We start from the raw sequence: 17606 nt of genomic DNA on the forward strand, positions 1-17606 counted from the left end.
CTCACCGGTTGGCTCCGATCACCCATTGCTCCTGGTCGATCAGCGCGCCGGTCATCGGGCCGGCCGCCTCGGAAAGCAGGAAGACGGCAAGGTTGGCTATGTCGGTCACGGAGAACAGCCGGCCGAAGGGCTGCGTCGCATTGGCCGCGTCGAGCCAGCCCGGCCCCTGGCCGAGCGTCTCGGCTTGCATGACCCGCTCCGCCGGCGTGTCTGTCCAGCCGACATTGATGCCGTTGACGCGGATGCGGTCGAAGCGGTGGGCATTGGCGGCGTTCTTGGTCAGCGTCGCCAGCGCGCCCTTGGTGGCGGAATAGACGGCCAACTCCGGCGAGCCGCAATGCGCGTTGATCGACAGGATGTTGACGATCGAGCCGCCCTGCCCGCGTTTCCTCATGTCGGCGATCGCCGCCTGCATCAGGAAGAAGGGCGCGCGGGCGTTGACGGCAAACAGCGATGACCAGTCGTCGAGCGTGGCGTCGACGAAAGAGGCGCGGTCGGTCAGGCCGGCGGCGTTGACCAGGCCGTCGATGCGGCCGAAGTGGGAAATACAATATTCCACCAGCCGCGCCGCTGCAGCGGGGTCGGCGAGATCGGCCGGAACAATGACTGTCGGGGTGCCCATCCGCGAAATAGCCGCCGCGGCCTCTGCGCCGCGCAGCTTGTCGCGACCGGTAATGACGAGACCTTCGGCGCCGGAACGCGCAGCGATCTCGGCGATCGCGCGGCCAATGCCTTGCGTCGCGCCGGTGACCAGCACCACCTTGCCGTCGAGACGAACCTCCATTCCTCCTCCCGGAACAAAGTTTCCATTTTTTCAAATATGGAACGATGGTTCTCTTTAGTCAATCGTGCTGGAGCGGTTACCGTTTCATGGAACCGGTGAACCGCTCCATCTCCTTATCTTTTCGCAATTCCGGACGGAAGGTTACGGCGAAGACGCCGAACTTAACCGCTCACACTTTTCCTGGAATTGCTCTGGTCAACCTGTCCGTTGCGCGACGACGCCGTGAACCAAGGCCATGCCGACGGCGAGCGAGGCGGCGAGCGAACGGAAGCCGCCGAAATCCTGCTCGACCACTTCCAGCCAGGTGTCGGAGAGTTTCACCAGCGGCGAAAACGTGCTGTCGGTGATGGTGAGAATGCGCGCCTTGCGCTCATGCGCGACGGCGACGAGGTCGGGCGTGATCGAATTGTAGGGGCTGAAGGACACGGCCAGCACCGCGTCGCGCGGCGTGATGCAGCCGACCTGGTCCAAGGCGGTCGAGCCGACATTGTCGACCAGCACGTTGCGCACGCCCTGCTGCGAGAGCGTCAGCGACAGATAGGTGGTGACCGGGAAGGCGCGCTTGCTGCCGATGACATAGATCAGCTCGGCCGCCGCCAGATGATCGACCATCGTCTCGAAAGCGGCGATATCGAAATTATTGCCGATGCGGCCGAGCGAGGCCTGGCAGGCACCGACCATGCCATTGAGGAAATGCAGGTTGGCATTCGGTTCCTCGGTCTTGTCCGGGCTGCCTTGCATGTCCGGCCAGGAGCCTTTCATGCGGTCCTTGAACAGGAGCTGGAAATCGGAAAAGCCGGAATAGCCGAAGATCTGCGCGAAGCGCACCAGGGTCGAAGGCTGCACGCCGGCCTGGTCCGCCACCTGCGCGATCGTGCCCAGAGCCACTTCGCTCGGATGCTGCCAGAGGAAGATCGCCACCTGGCGAAGCCGCTTCGGAAAATGCACGGTGCCCGACGAAAGCACCGCCCGCAATTCCTCGTAGGTTTGCGGCTTGGTGTAGCCAAGTGCCGCCAGCGACCGGCTCCGCTTTCTCGCCGCCGTCTCCAAACTGTGTGCAGACTGTTCGTCGGCCGCCTTGCTGCGGCCGCTCATAGGATATGCCTCATCGTGACCCCAACCATCGGATGCGTCATCCGATCCCTGCCCTCCGGATGCGGTCCGTTGGATCGGGACGACGTTTCGTTGAACCGTCGTCCCGATCCAGCTCGTTGTTGAAGCATGATCTTTTCCGAAAACCGGTTCCCACTTTTCGGGATCATGCTCTAGCTGGACCTGGATCAAACGCTAACGCGGCACAATCGTTTTACAAAACAAAAAATAGAAATATCATTCGAAAACAACCACGGTCGTTCCGATAAACATCGGCGACGACCGGCACATCGAACTTGGGAGAATAATCGCAATCATGGTCTATGCAACCGCCGATGGTACGTCGCGCCAACGTCTCCGGGTCGGCATGGTCGGAGGCGGCCGCAACGCCTTCATCGGCGCCGTGCACCGGCTGGCCATGCGGCTCGACGACCAGATCGCGCTGGTCGCCGGCGCATTGTCCTCGGATCCGGAGAACGCAGCCGCCTCCGCCGCGGAGATCGGCATCGCGCCCGAACGCAGCTATGCCGACTACCACGTCATGGCGAAGGCCGAAGCGGCACGGCCGGACGGCATCGAGGCGGTGGTTATCGTCACGCCCAACCATTTGCACGCGCCGGTCGCCGCCGCCTTCCTCGAAGCCGGCATCGACGTGATTTGCGACAAGCCGCTGTCGACGACGCTTGCCGAGGCCGAAGCGCTGGTTGCGCTGACCAAAGCCAGGAAGCGCCGCTTCGTCGTCACGCTGAACAACACCGGCTACGCCATGGTGCGCCAGGCGCGCGAGATGGTGGCGGCGGGCGAGCTCGGCCGCATCGTGTCGGTGCACGGAGCCTATATCCAGGACTGGCTGACCAAGCCGATCGACGCCGAAGGCCAGAAGCAGGCCGAATGGCGCACCGATCCGGCGCGCGCCGGGCAGTCGGCGGTGCTCGCCGACATCGGCGTGCATGCCTTCAACCTGGCAAGCTTCGTCTCCGGTTTCGAGGCCGAGGCGGTTTCCGCCGACCTGTTCACCGCCGTGCCGGGGCGGCGCCTCGATGACAACGCGCATGTGCTGCTGCGCTGGACAGGCGGCGCGCGCGGCACGATCCTCGCCAGCCAGACTTCGCCCGGCCACTACAACGACCTTTCGGTGCGCATCTATGGCGAGAAGGCCGGGCTCGAATGGTCGGGATCGCGGCCGGAGGAGTTGCGCTTCTCGTCCTACGGCGAGGAAACGCGCACGCTGGTGCGTGGCGGCCATGGCTCGACGGCGGAAGCCCGGCGCGTCTCGCGCATGCCGGCGGCGCATCCCGAAGGCTATATCGAGGCCTTGGCCAATTTCTACCGCGACGTCTCCGACATCATCCGCGCGCATCGATCGGGCGGGGCGGTCGACGCCGCGCGGGCGGCGCAGGTGCCCGACGTGGTCGACGGCGCGCGCGGCGTGAAGTTTGTCGCGGCGGCGGTGGAGTCGAACGCGGCGGGAGGGGCTTGGACGGCGGCGAGGTTTGAGTGAGGGCCAGTCGCACTCTTGACGGCTTACCAAACTCAGCCTCCGATGGCCGCAACGCAATTTGATGAAGCTGCCTCGGTGAATCATGAAGCGCGCGCAGATCGAAGAGCAGAACCGTTACCTCTTGCGGCGCCAGCGCGAATTCCGCCAGGCCGCCGATGTCGTCACGCAGTCCTGGATGGCGTTCCCCGAGATAGAAGCGATCGCTGTCATAGGATCAGTGGCAAAATCACTCTGGAAGGAGATTCCCCGGTTTAGCGAATTTCGTCGCGCGCATTGAGGTCTGGCATGAATGCAGCGATCTCGACTTGGCCCTTTGGATCAGTTCGCAACACCGGCTCGACGAGCTGCGCCGCGCCGGCGCTGCAAAACTACGGCAAGCCTTCGAGGCGGGCGCAGGCATCAGTGTCGCCGACCATCAGCTCGACGTATTCCTGTTCGAGCCCGGCAGCGACCGCTATCTCGGCCGGCTTTGTTCCTTCAACCAATGTCCGAAAGGAAAGCATGACTGCCTGGTTCCCGGCTGCGGAACAATACCCTTCAACAAGCGCATCGCGGATTTCCAGCCTTACGCCGATTTGTTGGAGCGGTCACATATTCTACTCTCTACCGGCGGGATCGCGGCTTACTGCGTTCCGCGCTTGAATTGCCGAATGTCGATGAGGCTGGCTGAGCGACTCTCGCAAACTAGCCCTTGATCGCGGACCCCACGATCGAATCGACGAAGAAGCGCTGCAGGAAGACGAAGAGCACGAGCGGCGGCAGCACGGCGAGCGTCGCGCCGGCCATCACCAGGCCGGTGTTGATTGCGCCGCGGTTGTAGCTCAAGAGCCGGCTCAGGCTGATGACGATCGGATAGGCGTCGGCATTGCCCTGCAGCACGGTGAGCGGCCAAAGATAGCTGTTCCAGTGATAGACGAAGGCGAACAGAGCCAGCGCCGCGATGGCCGGCGCCACGCTCGGCGCCACGATCTTGAACAGGATGAGCAGCTCGGAAGCGCCGTCCATGCGGGCGGCGTCGATCAGTTCGTCGGGCACGCTGGCGATGAACTGGCGCATCAGGAAAATGCCGAACGCGTTGGCGAGGTTGGGCACGATGATGCCGGCAAGGCTGGCGTTCAGCCCGATCGAGCCGACCATGCGGTAGAGCGGGATCAGCGTCACGATCGGCGGCAGGAACATGGTGGCGATCAGCAGCGAGAAGAGCAGCGAGCGGCCAGGGAAGGAATATTTGGCGAAAGCGTAGCCGGCCATCATGCTGGTGACCAGGATGCCGGCGGTGGTGACCGAGGCGATGACAAGCGAGTTCCACATCGAGCGTCCAAGATTGATGACGCCGGCGACCTTTTCATAGGCCTGCAGGGTCGGCGTATGTGGAAGCCAGACCGGCGGCACCTGCATGGTCTCGCCCGGCGTCTTCAGGCTGGACAGCACCATCCAGGCCAGCGGGAAGGCGGAGGCGACGGCGACCAGAAGCATTGCGGTCGCGAGCAGCGCCTTGCGGCCCGATGGGCGCTTGCGGGTGAGCGATCGGGTTATCGCGCTCATTCGCCGTCCTTGCGGTTGACGAAGGCAAACAGCGCCGAGACGCAGACGATCAGCGACAGCATCAGCATCACCGCCATGGCAGAGCCCAGCCCGCCCTGCGCGCGTTCGATGCCGACGCGGCGGATGTGGTAGGTGAGGACGTTGGTCGAGCCGACCGGTCCGCCTTGCGTGATCAGTGCCACCGGCTCGAACACCTGCACCGCATTGATGATGGCGATGACGGCGCTGAAGAGAAGCGTGCGGCGAAGCAAGGGCAGGGTGATGAAGCGGAACTGCTCGCGGCCGTTGGCGCCGTCGAGCGTCGCCGCCTCATAGAGGCTGCCCGGGATCTGCGTCAGCCCGGCGATGGCGAGCACCGTGAAATAGCCGACCTGCTGCCAGACATTGAGCAGCACGATCGAGATCAGCGCCGAGCGCGGCGAGGAGAGCCATGGCTGCGGACCGATGCCGGCCAGGCCGAGCAACTGGTTGAGCGGTCCCTCGCTCGGCGAATAGAGCTTCGACCAGACCAGCGCGACCGCGATCATCGGCACCATGTAGGTGGAAAACAGCACCGTGCGCAGCAGGGTGCCGCCGGCGACCTCGCGCTGATGGACCAGCAGGCCGAAGACGACCGACAGCGGCAGGATGAGGGCGACCGACAGCGCGGTGTAGATTGCGGTGTTGAGCAGGGCCGTCTTGAAGTCGCGGCCGACCGAGGTGGGGCCGAAAATCTCACGGAAATTGCCAAGCCCGACGAAGCTCGCGCCGGAAAAGGGCGTCTGCGTCGACCAGTCCTGGAGGGACAGCCATACGGTCAGCAGCATCGGCAGCAGCACAAACACGCCGATCAATGTCACGGCGGGCGCAAGCATGATGCCCGCCGAGGCACGAAAAGCTTTGGCCATTCACCTGCTTCCGGTCAGGGACCCGAACTTACTTGGCGGCGCGCTCCAGGATCGACGTGGCGTCGGTCTGCGCGTTCGCCTGCGCATCCTTGGCCGAGACCTGGCCATACTGCAACGCCTCGAGCGTCTGCTGCAGGGATTCCGAGAATTCCTGGCCGCCGAGCACGACCGGGAAGGGGCGCGCATCGGCAAGCACGGAAACATAGCCGGAGAGGAATTCGGAGCCGAGCTTGTCCTTGTGCGCCTCGATGTCGGAGTTGCGTGACGGCAGGATGCCCATCGACATCAATATGTCGGACATGGCCGAGGCGCCGTTCTTGCCTGACTTTGGACTGTTCAGCCAGGCGAGGAACTCCCAGGCCGCATTCTGCTCGGCCTCGCCGGCCTTGGCGTTGACGACGGTCATCCAGGAGTAGGAGATCGAATGCGGCTTGTCGCCGCTTGGACCGACGGGGATGGGGGCGGTGGCGACGTTGGCGAACTTGTCGGCCATGCCGGTCTTCAGTGCGCTTTCCCACCAGTTCGCCATGATGATCATGCCGGTCTTGCCGGAGACGAAATTGTCGAGGAACGGGCCGGTTGTGTTGGCGTCTGCCGTCGCCATCGCCGGATTGCTCGCGCCGGACTTTATCAAGTCTTCATAGAGCGCGAAGGTCTCGCCGGCCTGGCGACTGCCCAGCGCCGGCTTGCCGTCCTTGACCAGGTTGCCACCATTGGAGACGAGCAGCGAGGCGAAAGGATGGACCACCCCCGCCGCCCATGAGTTGATCATGCCGAAGCCCTGCTGGCCTTTGGCCTTGTCGGTCAGCTTCGCGGCGGCATCCTTGAATTCGGCCCAGGTCTTGGGCGGAGCGGCGATGCCTGCTTCCTTGAACAGTTCCTTGTTGTAGTTCAGCGCATAGACGTCGATCTCGTTCGGGATGCCGTAGAGCGTGCCGCCTACCGAGGCGGCGCTGACGACGCCCGCCGGCCAAGCGCTCTTCACCTCGCCGGCAACGGCGTCGGGAGCGGGGGCGACGAGCTTGTCCCTGGCCAGTTCCGGCAGCCACAGATCGTAGATGCCGCCGATCGTCGGACCGTCGGAGGAGCCGCTCTGCGAGCGCAGCGTTGTCAGCAGATCGCCGAACGGAACCGCGCGGACGGTGATGGCGACATCGGGATTCTGCTTGGAAAAATCCTTGGCCGCCGCCTCAAGCAGCGCCACCGTCTCGGGCGACCAATGCGTCAGGTAGGAGATGTTCACCGCTTGCGCCCAGCCGGTCGCGGGCAGCGCAACCAGCCCCACGGCGAGAGTCAGTTTCGAGATCCAGGCAAGCGACATCGACATCCTCCACACAGGCCGTGACAAGAGCGAATGACGTTATGACAAGTTTGAGCAAAGGCGCAAGCCCCCTTGCATGGGAACGTTCGGATCATGCTTGTGGGTCAAAAATCCAGACAATGTCGGATTCATTAGATTATTCATATGAATCAGATAGATAAAGCGACATTCCCCTCACCGTTGCCGATCGACCGGCGGCCGCAAACGTCTTGGCGGCTCTTGCGGATGGCATCATGTCGTTATAATGACTTTGTGGAAAAGCAGACGAGTGGCGACGAACGCCTTCGTGCCGCTTGCCGCGCGGACCTCAAAACCGAAACAATGGGAGAACTGGCAATGAGCATGCTTTCCATACACCGGCGCGCCGCGCTCAGCCTGATCGGCGGCCTTGCCGCCGCCGGCGCCGGTATCCTTACGACGCTGCCGGCCCGCGCCGACTCGACGGTGACGCTATGGAGTTGGCGCACCGAGGACGAGGCCGCGATGCACCGCATCTTCGAGGCCTTCGAGAAGAAGAATCCCGATATCAAGGTCGACATCCAGTTCACGCCCGACGCCGATTACCAGAATCGCCTGAGCACGGCGCTGCGCGGCGGGCGCGGTCCCGACATCGCGCAGCTCAAGGCCTATGGCGAACTGCAGCCCTTCATCGAGGGCGGCTACCTCGACGCGCTCGACGACAGCGTGGCGGAGCTGAAGAACATGCCGGATGCGGCGCTTGGCGGGGCGCGCGGCCGCGCCGACGGCAAGCTCTACGGCGTACCCTATTCGGTACCGATGATGGGCGTCTTCTACAATGAGGAGATTTTTGCCGCGCAAGGCATCGAGATCCCCAAGACCTACAAGGACTTCGTCGCTGCCTGCGAGAAGCTCAAGGCGGCGGGCATCACGCCGATCGCCAATGGCGGCGCCAACGGGTCGGCCTGGGAGCTGGAGATCGGCGTCGGCGTCATCGGGCCGACGCTCTATGGCCCCGGCTTCTATGACGAGATGATGAGCGGCAAGGCCACCTTCGAGGATCCTCGCTATGTCGCGGCGCTGAAGCGCTTCGCCGAGCTGAAGCCATACTATTCCGACGGCTTTGCCGGCATCGACTACACCACCGCGACGCAGCAGTTCATCGGCGGCAAGGCGGCGATGTTCTTCGGCGGCTCGTTCGAGAACGGCAGCTTCAAGTCGCAGAACCCGAAGCTGAAATTCTCGATCTTCCCGTTCCCGGCCGACGACGCCTCGACCAAGCTCTACACCTCGGCTTTCTCGGACGGCTCCTACGGTCTCGTCTCCGAAAGCCAGAACAAGGAAGCGGCGACCAAGGTGCTGAACTACATGGCCTCGGCCGAGTTCGCGCAAGCCTTCGCCGACGAGCTCGGCTGGCCGCCGGCCCGCACCGACGTCACCGTCAAGGACCCGGTGCTTTCCAAGATGATGGAGATGGCGAAGAACTCCACGCCTTACCTGACGCTGGTCGGCTTCCGCTGGCAGACGCCGACGGCGTCGTCCGTGCTGCAGTCCGAGATCATCGACATGGTCGAAGGCAATGTCGCGCCGGAAAAGTTGGCGGCCGACATGCAGGCGGCGGTCGCCACCTGGTTCAAGCCGAAGCAGTAAGACATTGCGCCGGCCGTTCTCATCAAAGGGATGGAGTACGATGTGGTCCGAAAACCGCTTCACACTTTTCGGCATCATGCTCCGGTCGGTCGGCGCTTCATCCCGATAGAACAGAGCGCATGATCAAGCCCCGCCGCACGACCAGCCTTCAGCGCACGCAGCAGTGCATGGCGGTGCTGTTCATCCTGCCGGCCTTGGCCGTCTATGGGCTATTCGTGCTCTATCCGCTACTCATGTCACTATGGGGCAGCTTCTTCGCCTGGAAGGGGCTGCGCATGCAGGAGTTCGCGGGGCTCGCGAACTTCTCGCGCCTGTTCGTGTTCCCGAGCGGCGCGCGGCTCCACGGGGCGCTCTGGCACAACATCGCCTGGTTCTTCGGCATCATGGTGCTGCAGAACGGGCTCGGACTGTTGTTCGCCTGGCTGCTCTTCCTGCGCGGCAAGGGCGCGGCCTTCTTCCAGTCGGTGTTCTTCTTCCCAGCTGTGCTCAGCCCCGTCATCGTCGGCGCGCTGTGGCGCCTGCTGCTGGCGCCCGGCGGCATCGTCGAATGGGCGCTCAATGGTCTGGGCCTGCATCAGGGCAGCCTGACCGTGCTCGGCAACAGCCACACCGCGCTTGGCATGCTGATCGCCGTCGACGCTTGGAACTGGATGGGCCTGCCGGTGCTGATCTATACGGCGGGCCTGAGGCAAATCTCGCCGCAGGTGTTCGAGGCGGCGAAGCTCGACGGCGCCGGCAACGCGCGCATGCTTTTCTCAGTCGCGCTGCCGCTGTTGATGCCGGCGCTCGGCACGCTGACGACGCTCTCCTTCATCAACACCTTCAACCAGTTCGACATCGTCTATGTGATGCAGGGCGTGCAGGGCAATCCGAGCTATTCGACCGACACGCTGGTCACCTATTTTTACCGTCTGGCCTTCGGCGCGGAAGGCGCGGTCGGCATCACCGATATCGGACTGGCGCTGGCGCTCGGCACGATGCTGTTCCTCATCCTCGGCATCGGCACGCTGTTGATGCTGCGCTTCTTCGACAAGCGGACGGTCGAGCTATGAGCGCGCTGTCCTTTCAGCAAACATTGGCTATTCCGCAAAGACTGGCGCGGCTGCCCGGCTGGATCATCCTTTTGGTCTGGACGGCGGCGGTGCTTTTGCCGCTCTACATCCTCGTCATCTCCTGCTTCAAGACGACGGCCGAAATCTACGACAACCGGCTCGGCCTGCCGCAGAGCTTTGCCTTCGACAATTTCGTCCGCGCCTGGACGCGCGCCGATCTCGGCCACAATTTCATCAACAGCCTGATCGTCACCGGCGGCGCGGTGATCCTCACCATCGTCGTCTCGGCGATGGCCGCCTATCCGCTCAGCCGCTACAAGCTCGGCTGGAACAGCATCATGCTCGGCCTTTTCCTGTCCGGCATCATGCTGCCGATCAGGCTGGCCTCGGTCGAGCTGTTCACGCTGATGCGCACTCTCGGCCTGCTCGATTCGCTCACCGGGCTGATCCTCGTCTATTCGGCGATCCGCATCCCGTTCGCCGTCTTCATCTTCGCCAATTTCATGCGCGTGCTGCCCTCCGAGCTCGACGAGGCGGCGCGGATGGATGGCGCCGGCGAGGTCCGCATCCTGTTCCAGATCGTGCTGCCGATGGTGAAGCCGGCGGTGTCGATCGTCGCCATCTTCACGGCGATCGCGGTTTGGAACGACTTCTTCTTCCCGCTGATCTTCATCTTCGACGACCGCTACAAGACGGTGCCGCTGGCGATCAGCGTGTTCGTCGGACAGTTCCGCACCGATTGGGGCCTGGTGTTCGCTTCGCTGGCGATCTCCATGGCACCGATCCTGATCATGTATTGTTTGCTGGCGCGCCAGATTCGCGAGGGCGTCGGCGCCGGGGGAGGCATGAAATGATCGAGGACAAGGTCTATGCGGCGCGCTCGATCCTGGTCGTCGGGGCACACGCTTTCGACGCCGAGGTCATCGCCGGACCGCTGGCCGCCGCGGCCGCCAAGGGCGGCGCCCAGGTCACCTTCCTGCATCTGTCGATGGGCGAGCAGGGGCATCCCTGCCTGATCCCGGAGCACTATTCGGCGCAGAAGGAGGACGAAGCGGCGAAGGCGGCGGCGCGGCTCGGCGTCGACATGCGCAACATGAAGCTGCGCGACGCCTTCCTGCCCAACGACAATGCGACCGCCCTGCAGGTCTGCGACGTCATCCGCGAAGTGCGGCCGGAGGTGGTCGTCACCCACTGGCACGGCAGCTGGCACAAGGACCATCGCGCTGCGGCGCATCTCACCCAGACCGGCATCTTCTTTTCCGCGTTGCCGACGCTGAAGCGCGCCCATCCAGCGCACACGCCGCAGCTCTTGCTGTTCGGCGAGAACTGGGAGGATGACGAGGGTTTTCGCCCCGAGCACCTCGTCGATGTCAGCGCCGGCTTCGACGCCTGGCGGGAGGCCGTGATGGAATATGAGCTGGCGCGGGGCTTAAGCAGCTTTCCCTATGTCGACTATTACAGCGCGCTCTACCGGCTTCGCGGCTGCCTGCGCGGCACGCGCCATGCGCAGGCCTTCGCGGCGGCCTCGCATTCCTGGAATGCCGGCAGCGGCCTTTTCGCGCCGCCCGCCGACCGGAGCCGCGAGACATGACACGGGTGCTGGCCATCGATCTCGGCGGCACCAATCTGCGCGCCGCGATCCATACGGGCGATGCCGGCGCTCTTGCGCCGCAGGTCCGCGAGCCGGCGCCGCAGAAGCTCGACGCGTTCGTGGCGCGCGTCCGCGCGCTTGCGGCCACCGGCGAAGCCGAGGCGCTCGGGCTTGCCGTGCCGGGCTTGGCCGAAGGATCCGTCTGCCGCTGGATCCCGAACCTGCCCTGGCTCGACGGCGTCGATATTGCGGCGCTGTTTCCCGACCTTCGCGTGGCGGTCGGCAATGACGCGCAGATCGCGCTGCTGGCGGAAGCGGCGCAAGGCGCGGCCAAGGGCGTCTCCGATGCGATCCTGCTTGCGATCGGCACCGGCATCGGCTCGGCGGTTCTGGCCAATGGCCGCATCGTCGCCGGCGCGCATGGCGGCGCCTGCTCCTTCGGTTGGGCCAGCGCCGACATCAGGGACCATGGCGAGGAGCGCAGCGGCTGGCTGGAGCGTGTCGCCTCCGGCCGTGCGCTGGACGCCCTTGCCGGAGAGATAGGACTGGCCGACAGCCGCCAACTGATCGCAGCCGCCAAGGCGGGTCAGCTTGCTGCGCAGACCCTGCTCGAGGTGCCTGCACGCCAGCTCGGCACGGCGCTGGCCGGCGCAGTCGGGTTGCTCGATCCGGGCGTCATCCTGGTCTCGGGCGGGCTTGCCGATGCGCTGGATGTGATCGCGCCGCCGCTGCTTGCGGCGCTTCGGCGTCAACTGCCGCCGCATATGCGCGGCATCGACCTCAAGCCGGGATTGTTCGGCGCCCGCGCCGGGCTGGTGGGTGCCGCACTTGCCGGGCAGGCGGGCAGCGGGTGGAGGCAGATCCGATGAGCGAAGCGAGTTTTCAGCAGCCCGACCGCAAGCGGCCCGAGCCGCTCTGGTATCAGGTGGAGGAGGCGATCCGCGCCATCGTCAAGAGCGGCGAATGGGCGACCGGCGACCAGATCCCTGCCGAGGACCGGCTCTGCGCGCTGTTCGGCGTCAGCCGCATCACCTTGCGCCATGCGTTGCGCAATCTCGAGGAAAGCGGGCTGCTCAGGCGCGAGCACGGCAGGGGCACTTTCGTGCGCTCGGCCACGCTGGTCGCCGGCACGCGCGAGCTCACCTCCTTCACTCAGGAAATGGGCAATATCGGCGTGGTGGCCGGCTCGCGCCTGCTCGACTGCAGCCTGACGACCGCGAATGCGGCGGCGGCCGGCGCGCTGGAGATCGAGGAAGGCGACCCGGTGGTGCGGATCAGGCGGCTGCGGCTCGGCAACAACGAGCCGATCGGCATCCAGACCGCGCAATTGGCGGCCGCGCGGGTGCCGGGCTTCCTCGATGCCGGGCTGCTCAAGGGCTCGCTCTACGAGGCGCTGGAGCGCCAGTACGGCATCGTGCCGGTCGAGGCGCGCGAGAACTACCGCGTCGGCGTCGTCAGCGCGGCGGACGCCGAATTGCTCGACCTGCCCGCGGGCAGTCCGGCCTTCGTGGTCGAGCGCATCACCGTCGACGAGCGCGGTCCGTTCGAATTCACGGTCTCGGTCATGCGCGGCGACCGCTACGAAATCCGTTCGACGCTGCGCGCCGGCCGCCTCCCGAACACCAGAAGCTGACACGATCAACAGGAGTACCAAAGTGTCCGATCTCTATATCCCACGCCTCACCGCTCTTCTCGAACAGGCTTCGAAGGCGAATGCCGAAGCCTTCGGCCAGGCGGCGAGCCGCTTCGCCGACACGCTCGAGAATGGCGGGCTGGTGCATCTCTACGGCTCGGGCCATTCGGTGCTGCCGGCGCAGGAGATGTTCCCGCGCTATGGCAGCTTCGTCGGCTTCAACCCGCTGACCGACCCGCGCGTGATGTGGCACAACGTGCTCGGAGCCGGCGGCGTGCGCGAGCTCCTGTGGCTGGAGCGGACCGAGAAATATGCCGAGAAATTCCTCGACCATCAGCCGCTGAACAAGGGCGATTCCATCATCATCTTCGGCCATAGCGGCCGCAACTCCTCCGGCATCGACACCGCGCTCTACGCCAAGAAGCGCGGCATCTTCGTCGTCGCGGTCACCAGCAAGAACAATCTCGACAAGCCGGCCACGCATTCCTCCGGCAAGCGGCTGGCGGACGCCGCCGACCTCGTCATCGACACCTGCTCGCCGATCGAGGACGCGGTGGTGCCGATCGAAGGCTGGAGCCGCCCGGTGTCGGGTTCCTCGACGGTGCTGGCGATGATCATGGCGCATGAGCTGCTGGCGCGCACGGCCGAGCAATTGTCGAAGCGGGGCATCGAGCTGCCGGTCTTCGCCTCGCCGACCATTGCGGGCGTGACGCTGCACGACACCGATGTCATCTACGGCGTCTACCGCGAACGCATGATCGAGGCACAGAAGAAGCACCTGCCGACCTTCCAGGCGACAATGCGCGGGGAATGATCAGCCTTATGGGAGGCGCATCAGGCGCCTCCCATGAGCGTTCAAATCCAGCGCCGCCTGGTTGCGGAATGCCTGGGCGGCGCGTCATTCTCATCGGGATTGGGGATCGGCTCCTCGTCGGGCAGCCGATCCGGATCCGGCTCGCGCACCGGTTTCGGTTCCGGGATGGGCGGCGGCGTGGGCACGGGCGTGGGAGACGGGTCGGGATTGGGGAGAATGGCCATCGCGTTTTCCTTCCGTTCGATGCCTTGGCAAGGCCTGCTGCGAATCCCAAAAACCGGGATGTCCTGCCCGACCTGAACTGATGGAGGTGACCGCTGCATTCAGACGCTTCGCCTGGAGCGATCGGCGGCGCAAGCTGGCAGAACGGTCGCGCCCGCGGATGGTTCCAACACGATCGGGCCCGCGCGACGGCGGCAGATAACGATCAAATGATTCTGCGTGCCTGTTTCGGCTCTTGCCGGCGTCGGTCGGCGCCTTAAATCCCGTTGTGGACGGGGGCCATCTGCCGACACAGGAGACGGCCGTGAAGCACCAAACCCTTGACCAGATCAACGCTGTTGCCGACGTTCATGCCGAAGCACCGGCTCTCATCGCCAATCGCGGCCAGCGCCTCGAGCGCTGGGCGCAGCTCCTTGAACAAAGTCCCGGCCGCCGCCTCACGGCGCTGGCGGGCACCGAATACGCCGCAGCCGATGTGCGTCAAAGAATGCGTATCGACGGCTCGGCGATCACCATCGCTTTCGAGGATCCGATCTTCCGCGCGCAAGGCCTGCGGGACGACACTTACGGCGAAGCCAAGCGCTTCTTCGAAATGAGCGACTGGCAGCTGCATGAAGTCGTCTGCCATTGCCATGTCGGCGCCAATATGCCGGCCCGCTGGGCGGCCTCGCGCGTGCGCGCGGCGATCTCTCCGGGCGCCGGCATTCTTGCGTGGCTGAGAGCGGTGTTCATGCGTTAGAGCGGTTGCGTCGGCGGGATCGCGTCGGGCTCGATGGTTGACGGAGACGAAGGAGAGGCGCCGGGCTCTCCTCCGCGTCAGCGATCGATCTCGCCGAACACGATGTCGAGCGAGCCGATGATCGCCGCGACATCGGCCACCATATGCCCGCGCGACAGGAAATCCATCGCCTGGAGATGGGCGAAGGATGGCGCGCGTATCTTGCAGCGATAGGGGACGTTGCTGCCGTCCGAGACCAGATAGACGCCGAACTCGCCTTTCGGCGCCTCGACCGCGGCATAAACCTCTCCGGGCGGCACGCGGTGGCCTTCGGTATAAAGCTTGAAATGATGGATGGTCGCTTCCATCGAGCGCTTCATGGTGGCGCGCGGCGGCGGCGTGATCTTCTGGTTCGGCACGGCGACAGGACCCTGGCCATCGGATGAGCGCAGCTTTTCCAGGCACTGCCGCATGATCCGCACCGACTGGCGCATCTCTTCCATGCGCACCAGATAGCGATCGTAGCAGTCGCCGTGCTTGCCGATGGGGATGTCGAAATCCATTTCGGGATAGCATTCATAGGGCTGCGCCTTGCGCAGATCCCAGGCGGCGCCCGAGCCGCGCACCATGGGGCCGGAGAAGCCCATGCCCCAGGCGTCGTCGAGCGAGATCACGCCGACATCGACATTGCGCTGCTTGAAGATGCGGTTGTCGGTGAGCAGGCCCTCGAGATTGTCGCAGACCTTCAGGAACGGATCGCAGAAATCCCAGATGTCGTCGAGCAGCTTTTCCGGCAGATCCTGGTGGACGCCGCCGACGCGGAAATAGTTCGCGTGCATACGGGCGCCGGAGGCGCGTTCATAAAACACCATCAGCTTCTCGCGTTCGGCGAAACCCCATAGCGGCGGCGTCAGCGCGCCGATATCCATGGCCTGCGTGGTGACGTTGAGAAGATGCGACAAGAGCCGCCCGATCTCGCAAAACAGCACGCGGATCAGTTGGCCGCGTCGGGGGACGGACAGTTCGAGCAGCTTTTCGGCAGCGAGGCAGAAGGCATGCTCCTGGTTCATCGGCGCGACATAGTCGAGCCGATCGAAATAAGGCAGAGCTTGCAGATAGTTCTTGTATTCGATCAGCTTCTCGGTGCCACGGTGGAGCAGGCCGATATGCGGATCGGCACGGTCGATAATTTCGCCGTCCAGTTCCAGCACCAGCCTGAGCACGCCATGCGCCGACGGGTGCTGCGGCCCGAAGTTGAGCGTGAAGTTACGGACCGCGGCTTCGGTCATGACGACCTCGCAAGAGTGAGTATCGAAGGCGGACCGCGGCCCGTCAGCCGCCGTCCAGCCGCGTCATGCCGTCGTCTGGATGATCAGCGTCAGCGTGCCGTCACCGTCGATGTTGGCGGCGACGACCTGCGAGGAATTCAGTCCGTTCGCATGCAGAACCGACGTCGCCTCGGGCGAGGCGTCGACCGAGCTCTGCAGCTTGGCCAGCTCCTTGGCGGTCGTCCTGGTGACTATGGCCTCGGCCTGCGCCTTCACTTCCGAAGGCAGGTCCTCCATCGCCACCACGACGATGTTGGTGACGTTCTGGGCGGCATCGTCCTGGCCGGGGTTCTGGCCGGGCTGCGGCTGGCCGGGGATGGGCTCCTGGGCAGGGGGCGTCGCTTGCGGCGGCTGCGGATCGGCGCGTTGAGCGGAAGCGGGTTGCGCCAATGCCATTGCCGACAGCGTCAGGACCATCGTCAACATGCGCATCGTCTTTCCTTTCCATCTGGAAACCTGACGACACAACCCCTGGGGCAGGACGATGGTTCCCGGATAATCATCGGTGCGGCTGCTTAAAGAGTCCGCATTGTCCGCAACGTCACCGAATAGCGATGGCGTTCGACAGGCGGGATGCTGTGTTCCCACTCGTTCCGCGCTGGCCCAGCCATGAGGTAGAGCGATCTGGGCTCTACCTCGATCGTTTCACGGTCCCATGCCGCGCCGTTCTTGCGGCGCAGCCGGAAGCTGCAGGGCGCCAGCAGGGAAACGCCGGCAACCACCTCGAAATGCGGCTTGTCCCGATGCCAGCCTATGCCGGCGCCCGGGCGATACTCGTTGATCAGCACTTGCGCGAACTCCGCGGCGGGGATGCGCGCGACAGCAGCGACCTTGGCCCGAAGCGGCAGCAGGAAGTCCGGTATGGGCGGCGCCTCCACGACCTGGCGGCGTTCGTAATCGTAGCGCAAGCCGAAGCCGACGACCTGCCTGTTGGCAAGATGGCCGTGAAAATCGAACGGCTTGAAGGGCAGGCCCTGGATGTGACGGACCAGCTCGTGTTCCTCGTCGCAGGCAATCAGGTCCTGCTGGTAGGAGAAGCCTTCGGGCATCGGTGGCAGGCTTACGGGCGCACCGAAGAGATCGCCTTGGAAAGCGTCGGCGGCGGCTCGGCTTTTCAATGATGTCATGCGGCTCAGATAGGCAATCGCGGCCCTTGTGCAAGCCGGCACGCGGAACCTCGCGGCGCACGACGAATTAAGGGTTGGAAGCAGGAGGCGGCACATGCCTTCCACCGCGATCCGGAATATCCATTACGATCGGTCGACGCGGGTCCTTTCGGTATGGTTCGTCCCGACCGGCAAGCGCTATGACTATGAGGACGTCGGACCCGAGGTCTACACGGCTTTCAAGGCGGCCTTCTCAAAAGGGCAGTTCTTCAACGAATTCGTGCGCGACCGTTTCCGATATCATCTGGTCGAGCATGAAGGCTCGGCCTGCTCCGAAAAATATAGAAAGGGTGGATGCCGAATGTAGGGTAGTTGCTCACTCACTGCAGGCGAAGCCAGGCATC

General features: G+C 64.5%; 21 protein-coding genes. 12 read left to right on the forward strand and 9 right to left on the reverse strand.

Going from position 1 to position 17606, the window contains the following annotated elements:
- Position 1: 1 nt before the first annotated feature.
- A complete protein-coding gene (locus tag FJ956_RS02590) occupies positions 2 to 784 on the reverse strand; it encodes an SDR family oxidoreductase (RefSeq protein ID WP_140673510.1) in 783 nt (260 codons plus the stop codon).
- A gap of 195 nt (positions 785 to 979) precedes the next feature.
- Positions 980 to 1879: a MurR/RpiR family transcriptional regulator gene (locus FJ956_RS02595; protein ID WP_140673512.1), complete on the reverse strand. Its 900-nt coding sequence runs from the start codon at positions 1877 to 1879 to the stop codon at positions 980 to 982.
- Positions 1880 to 2192: 313 nt separating this feature from the next.
- Between FJ956_RS02595 and FJ956_RS02605 the strand changes: the two genes are divergently transcribed.
- The 3 genes from FJ956_RS02605 to FJ956_RS30805 all read left to right on the forward strand — a co-directional run bounded on the left by FJ956_RS02605 (position 2193) and on the right by FJ956_RS30805 (position 4072).
- Positions 2193 to 3377: a Gfo/Idh/MocA family oxidoreductase gene (locus FJ956_RS02605; RefSeq protein WP_140673516.1), complete on the forward strand. Its 1185-nt coding sequence runs from the start codon at positions 2193 to 2195 to the stop codon at positions 3375 to 3377.
- Positions 3378 to 3459: 82 nt separating this feature from the next.
- A complete protein-coding gene (locus tag FJ956_RS30800; RefSeq protein ID WP_246671980.1) occupies positions 3460 to 3654 on the forward strand; it encodes a hypothetical protein in 195 nt (64 codons plus the stop codon).
- Between the two features lie 28 nt (positions 3655 to 3682).
- Positions 3683 to 4072 carry a hypothetical protein gene (locus FJ956_RS30805; RefSeq protein ID WP_246671981.1) on the forward strand — a complete coding sequence of 130 codons (390 nt, stop codon included), beginning with the start codon at positions 3683 to 3685 and terminating at the stop codon, positions 4070 to 4072.
- Here FJ956_RS30805 and FJ956_RS02615 read toward each other — a convergent pair.
- Genes FJ956_RS02615 through FJ956_RS02625 form a run of 3 tightly spaced genes read right to left on the reverse strand, consistent with a single transcriptional unit; the run spans position 4062 to position 7130 of the window.
- Positions 4062 to 4922, reverse strand: a complete 861-nt coding sequence (locus FJ956_RS02615) for a carbohydrate ABC transporter permease (RefSeq protein ID WP_140673518.1) — start codon at positions 4920 to 4922, stop codon at positions 4062 to 4064. The two genes, FJ956_RS30805 and FJ956_RS02615, sit on opposite strands and share 11 nt — an antisense overlap.
- Positions 4919 to 5809: a sugar ABC transporter permease gene (locus tag FJ956_RS02620; RefSeq protein ID WP_140673520.1), complete on the reverse strand. Its 891-nt coding sequence runs from the start codon at positions 5807 to 5809 to the stop codon at positions 4919 to 4921. The genes FJ956_RS02615 and FJ956_RS02620 overlap by 4 nt, the downstream gene beginning before the upstream one ends.
- A gap of 28 nt (positions 5810 to 5837) precedes the next feature.
- A complete protein-coding gene (locus FJ956_RS02625; protein ID WP_140673522.1) occupies positions 5838 to 7130 on the reverse strand; it encodes a sugar ABC transporter substrate-binding protein in 1293 nt (430 codons plus the stop codon).
- A gap of 336 nt (positions 7131 to 7466) precedes the next feature.
- On the opposite strand from FJ956_RS02625, the gene FJ956_RS02630 reads away from it, so the two are divergent.
- From FJ956_RS02630 to FJ956_RS02660, 7 genes are all read left to right on the forward strand, one after another.
- Positions 7467 to 8738, forward strand: coding sequence for an extracellular solute-binding protein (locus FJ956_RS02630; RefSeq protein WP_140673524.1), 1272 nt, complete (start codon positions 7467 to 7469; stop codon positions 8736 to 8738).
- A 119-nt stretch (positions 8739 to 8857) separates the two neighbouring features.
- Positions 8858 to 9790, forward strand: a complete 933-nt coding sequence (locus FJ956_RS02635) for a sugar ABC transporter permease (RefSeq protein WP_140673526.1) — start codon at positions 8858 to 8860, stop codon at positions 9788 to 9790.
- Positions 9787 to 10644, forward strand: a complete 858-nt coding sequence (locus tag FJ956_RS02640) for a carbohydrate ABC transporter permease (protein WP_140673528.1) — start codon at positions 9787 to 9789, stop codon at positions 10642 to 10644. The genes FJ956_RS02635 and FJ956_RS02640 overlap by 4 nt, the downstream gene beginning before the upstream one ends.
- The gene (locus FJ956_RS02645; RefSeq protein WP_140673530.1) at positions 10641 to 11381 is read left to right on the forward strand and encodes a PIG-L family deacetylase; all 741 of its coding nucleotides are present in this window, start codon (positions 10641 to 10643) and stop codon (positions 11379 to 11381) included. Before FJ956_RS02640 ends, FJ956_RS02645 begins: the two co-directional genes overlap by 4 nt.
- On the forward strand, positions 11378 to 12250 hold the full coding sequence (locus tag FJ956_RS02650; protein WP_140673532.1) for an ROK family protein: 873 nt from the start codon (positions 11378 to 11380) through the stop codon (positions 12248 to 12250). The genes FJ956_RS02645 and FJ956_RS02650 overlap by 4 nt, the downstream gene beginning before the upstream one ends.
- Positions 12247 to 13014: a GntR family transcriptional regulator gene (locus tag FJ956_RS02655; RefSeq protein ID WP_140673534.1), complete on the forward strand. Its 768-nt coding sequence runs from the start codon at positions 12247 to 12249 to the stop codon at positions 13012 to 13014. The genes FJ956_RS02650 and FJ956_RS02655 overlap by 4 nt, the downstream gene beginning before the upstream one ends.
- A gap of 22 nt (positions 13015 to 13036) precedes the next feature.
- Positions 13037 to 13828, forward strand: coding sequence for an SIS domain-containing protein (locus FJ956_RS02660; RefSeq protein WP_140673536.1), 792 nt, complete (start codon positions 13037 to 13039; stop codon positions 13826 to 13828).
- A gap of 41 nt (positions 13829 to 13869) precedes the next feature.
- Here FJ956_RS02660 and FJ956_RS02665 read toward each other — a convergent pair whose 3' ends face one another.
- A complete protein-coding gene (locus tag FJ956_RS02665) occupies positions 13870 to 14052 on the reverse strand; it encodes a hypothetical protein (RefSeq protein WP_140673538.1) in 183 nt (60 codons plus the stop codon).
- Between the two features lie 302 nt (positions 14053 to 14354).
- On the opposite strand from FJ956_RS02665, the gene FJ956_RS02670 reads away from it, so the two are divergent.
- Positions 14355 to 14789: a hypothetical protein gene (locus FJ956_RS02670; RefSeq protein ID WP_140673540.1), complete on the forward strand. Its 435-nt coding sequence runs from the start codon at positions 14355 to 14357 to the stop codon at positions 14787 to 14789.
- A 77-nt stretch (positions 14790 to 14866) separates the two neighbouring features.
- On the opposite strand, the gene FJ956_RS02675 is transcribed toward FJ956_RS02670, so the two are convergent.
- From FJ956_RS02675 to FJ956_RS02685, 3 genes are all read right to left on the reverse strand, one after another.
- Complete coding sequence (locus FJ956_RS02675; protein WP_140673542.1) at positions 14867 to 16057, reverse strand: NADH-quinone oxidoreductase subunit D; 1191 nt, start codon at positions 16055 to 16057, stop codon at positions 14867 to 14869.
- A 63-nt stretch (positions 16058 to 16120) separates the two neighbouring features.
- On the reverse strand, positions 16121 to 16528 hold the full coding sequence (locus FJ956_RS02680; protein WP_140673544.1) for a hypothetical protein: 408 nt from the start codon (positions 16526 to 16528) through the stop codon (positions 16121 to 16123).
- Between the two features lie 83 nt (positions 16529 to 16611).
- On the reverse strand, positions 16612 to 17223 hold the full coding sequence (locus tag FJ956_RS02685; protein WP_140673546.1) for an alpha-ketoglutarate-dependent dioxygenase AlkB: 612 nt from the start codon (positions 17221 to 17223) through the stop codon (positions 16612 to 16614).
- Positions 17224 to 17317: 94 nt separating this feature from the next.
- Between FJ956_RS02685 and FJ956_RS02690 the strand changes: the two genes are divergently transcribed.
- A complete protein-coding gene (locus FJ956_RS02690; protein ID WP_140673548.1) occupies positions 17318 to 17569 on the forward strand; it encodes a KTSC domain-containing protein in 252 nt (83 codons plus the stop codon).
- Positions 17570 to 17606 lie beyond the last annotated feature (37 nt).

It is taken from the genome of Mesorhizobium sp. B2-4-3, assembly GCF_006442815.1.
Lineage (GTDB): Bacteria > Pseudomonadota > Alphaproteobacteria > Rhizobiales > Rhizobiaceae > Mesorhizobium.

Bases quoted from the DNA above. Each gene is read 5' to 3' on its own strand.
- FJ956_RS02590 (WP_140673510.1), bottom strand. From the start codon at position 784: ATGGAGGTTCGTCTCGACGGCAAGGTGGTGCTGGTCACCGGCGCGACG.
- FJ956_RS02595 (WP_140673512.1), bottom strand. From the start codon at position 1,879: ATGAGCGGCCGCAGCAAGGCGGCCGACGAACAGTCTGCACACAGTTTG.
- FJ956_RS02605 (WP_140673516.1), top strand. From the start codon at position 2,193: ATGGTCTATGCAACCGCCGATGGTACGTCGCGCCAACGTCTCCGGGTC.
- FJ956_RS30800 (WP_246671980.1), top strand. From the start codon at position 3,460: ATGAAGCGCGCGCAGATCGAAGAGCAGAACCGTTACCTCTTGCGGCGC.
- FJ956_RS02615 (WP_140673518.1), bottom strand. From the start codon at position 4,922: ATGAGCGCGATAACCCGATCGCTCACCCGCAAGCGCCCATCGGGCCGC.
- FJ956_RS02620 (WP_140673520.1), bottom strand. From the start codon at position 5,809: ATGGCCAAAGCTTTTCGTGCCTCGGCGGGCATCATGCTTGCGCCCGCC.
- FJ956_RS02625 (WP_140673522.1), bottom strand. From the start codon at position 7,130: ATGTCGCTTGCCTGGATCTCGAAACTGACTCTCGCCGTGGGGCTGGTT.
- FJ956_RS02630 (WP_140673524.1), top strand. From the start codon at position 7,467: ATGAGCATGCTTTCCATACACCGGCGCGCCGCGCTCAGCCTGATCGGC.
- FJ956_RS02635 (WP_140673526.1), top strand. From the start codon at position 8,858: ATGATCAAGCCCCGCCGCACGACCAGCCTTCAGCGCACGCAGCAGTGC.
- FJ956_RS02640 (WP_140673528.1), top strand. From the start codon at position 9,787: ATGAGCGCGCTGTCCTTTCAGCAAACATTGGCTATTCCGCAAAGACTG.
- FJ956_RS02645 (WP_140673530.1), top strand. From the start codon at position 10,641: ATGATCGAGGACAAGGTCTATGCGGCGCGCTCGATCCTGGTCGTCGGG.
- FJ956_RS02650 (WP_140673532.1), top strand. From the start codon at position 11,378: ATGACACGGGTGCTGGCCATCGATCTCGGCGGCACCAATCTGCGCGCC.
- FJ956_RS02655 (WP_140673534.1), top strand. From the start codon at position 12,247: ATGAGCGAAGCGAGTTTTCAGCAGCCCGACCGCAAGCGGCCCGAGCCG.
- FJ956_RS02665 (WP_140673538.1), bottom strand. From the start codon at position 14,052: ATGGCCATTCTCCCCAATCCCGACCCGTCTCCCACGCCCGTGCCCACG.
- FJ956_RS02675 (WP_140673542.1), bottom strand. From the start codon at position 16,057: ATGACCGAAGCCGCGGTCCGTAACTTCACGCTCAACTTCGGGCCGCAG.
- FJ956_RS02680 (WP_140673544.1), bottom strand. From the start codon at position 16,528: ATGCGCATGTTGACGATGGTCCTGACGCTGTCGGCAATGGCATTGGCG.
- FJ956_RS02685 (WP_140673546.1), bottom strand. From the start codon at position 17,223: ATGACATCATTGAAAAGCCGAGCCGCCGCCGACGCTTTCCAAGGCGAT.
- FJ956_RS02690 (WP_140673548.1), top strand. From the start codon at position 17,318: ATGCCTTCCACCGCGATCCGGAATATCCATTACGATCGGTCGACGCGG.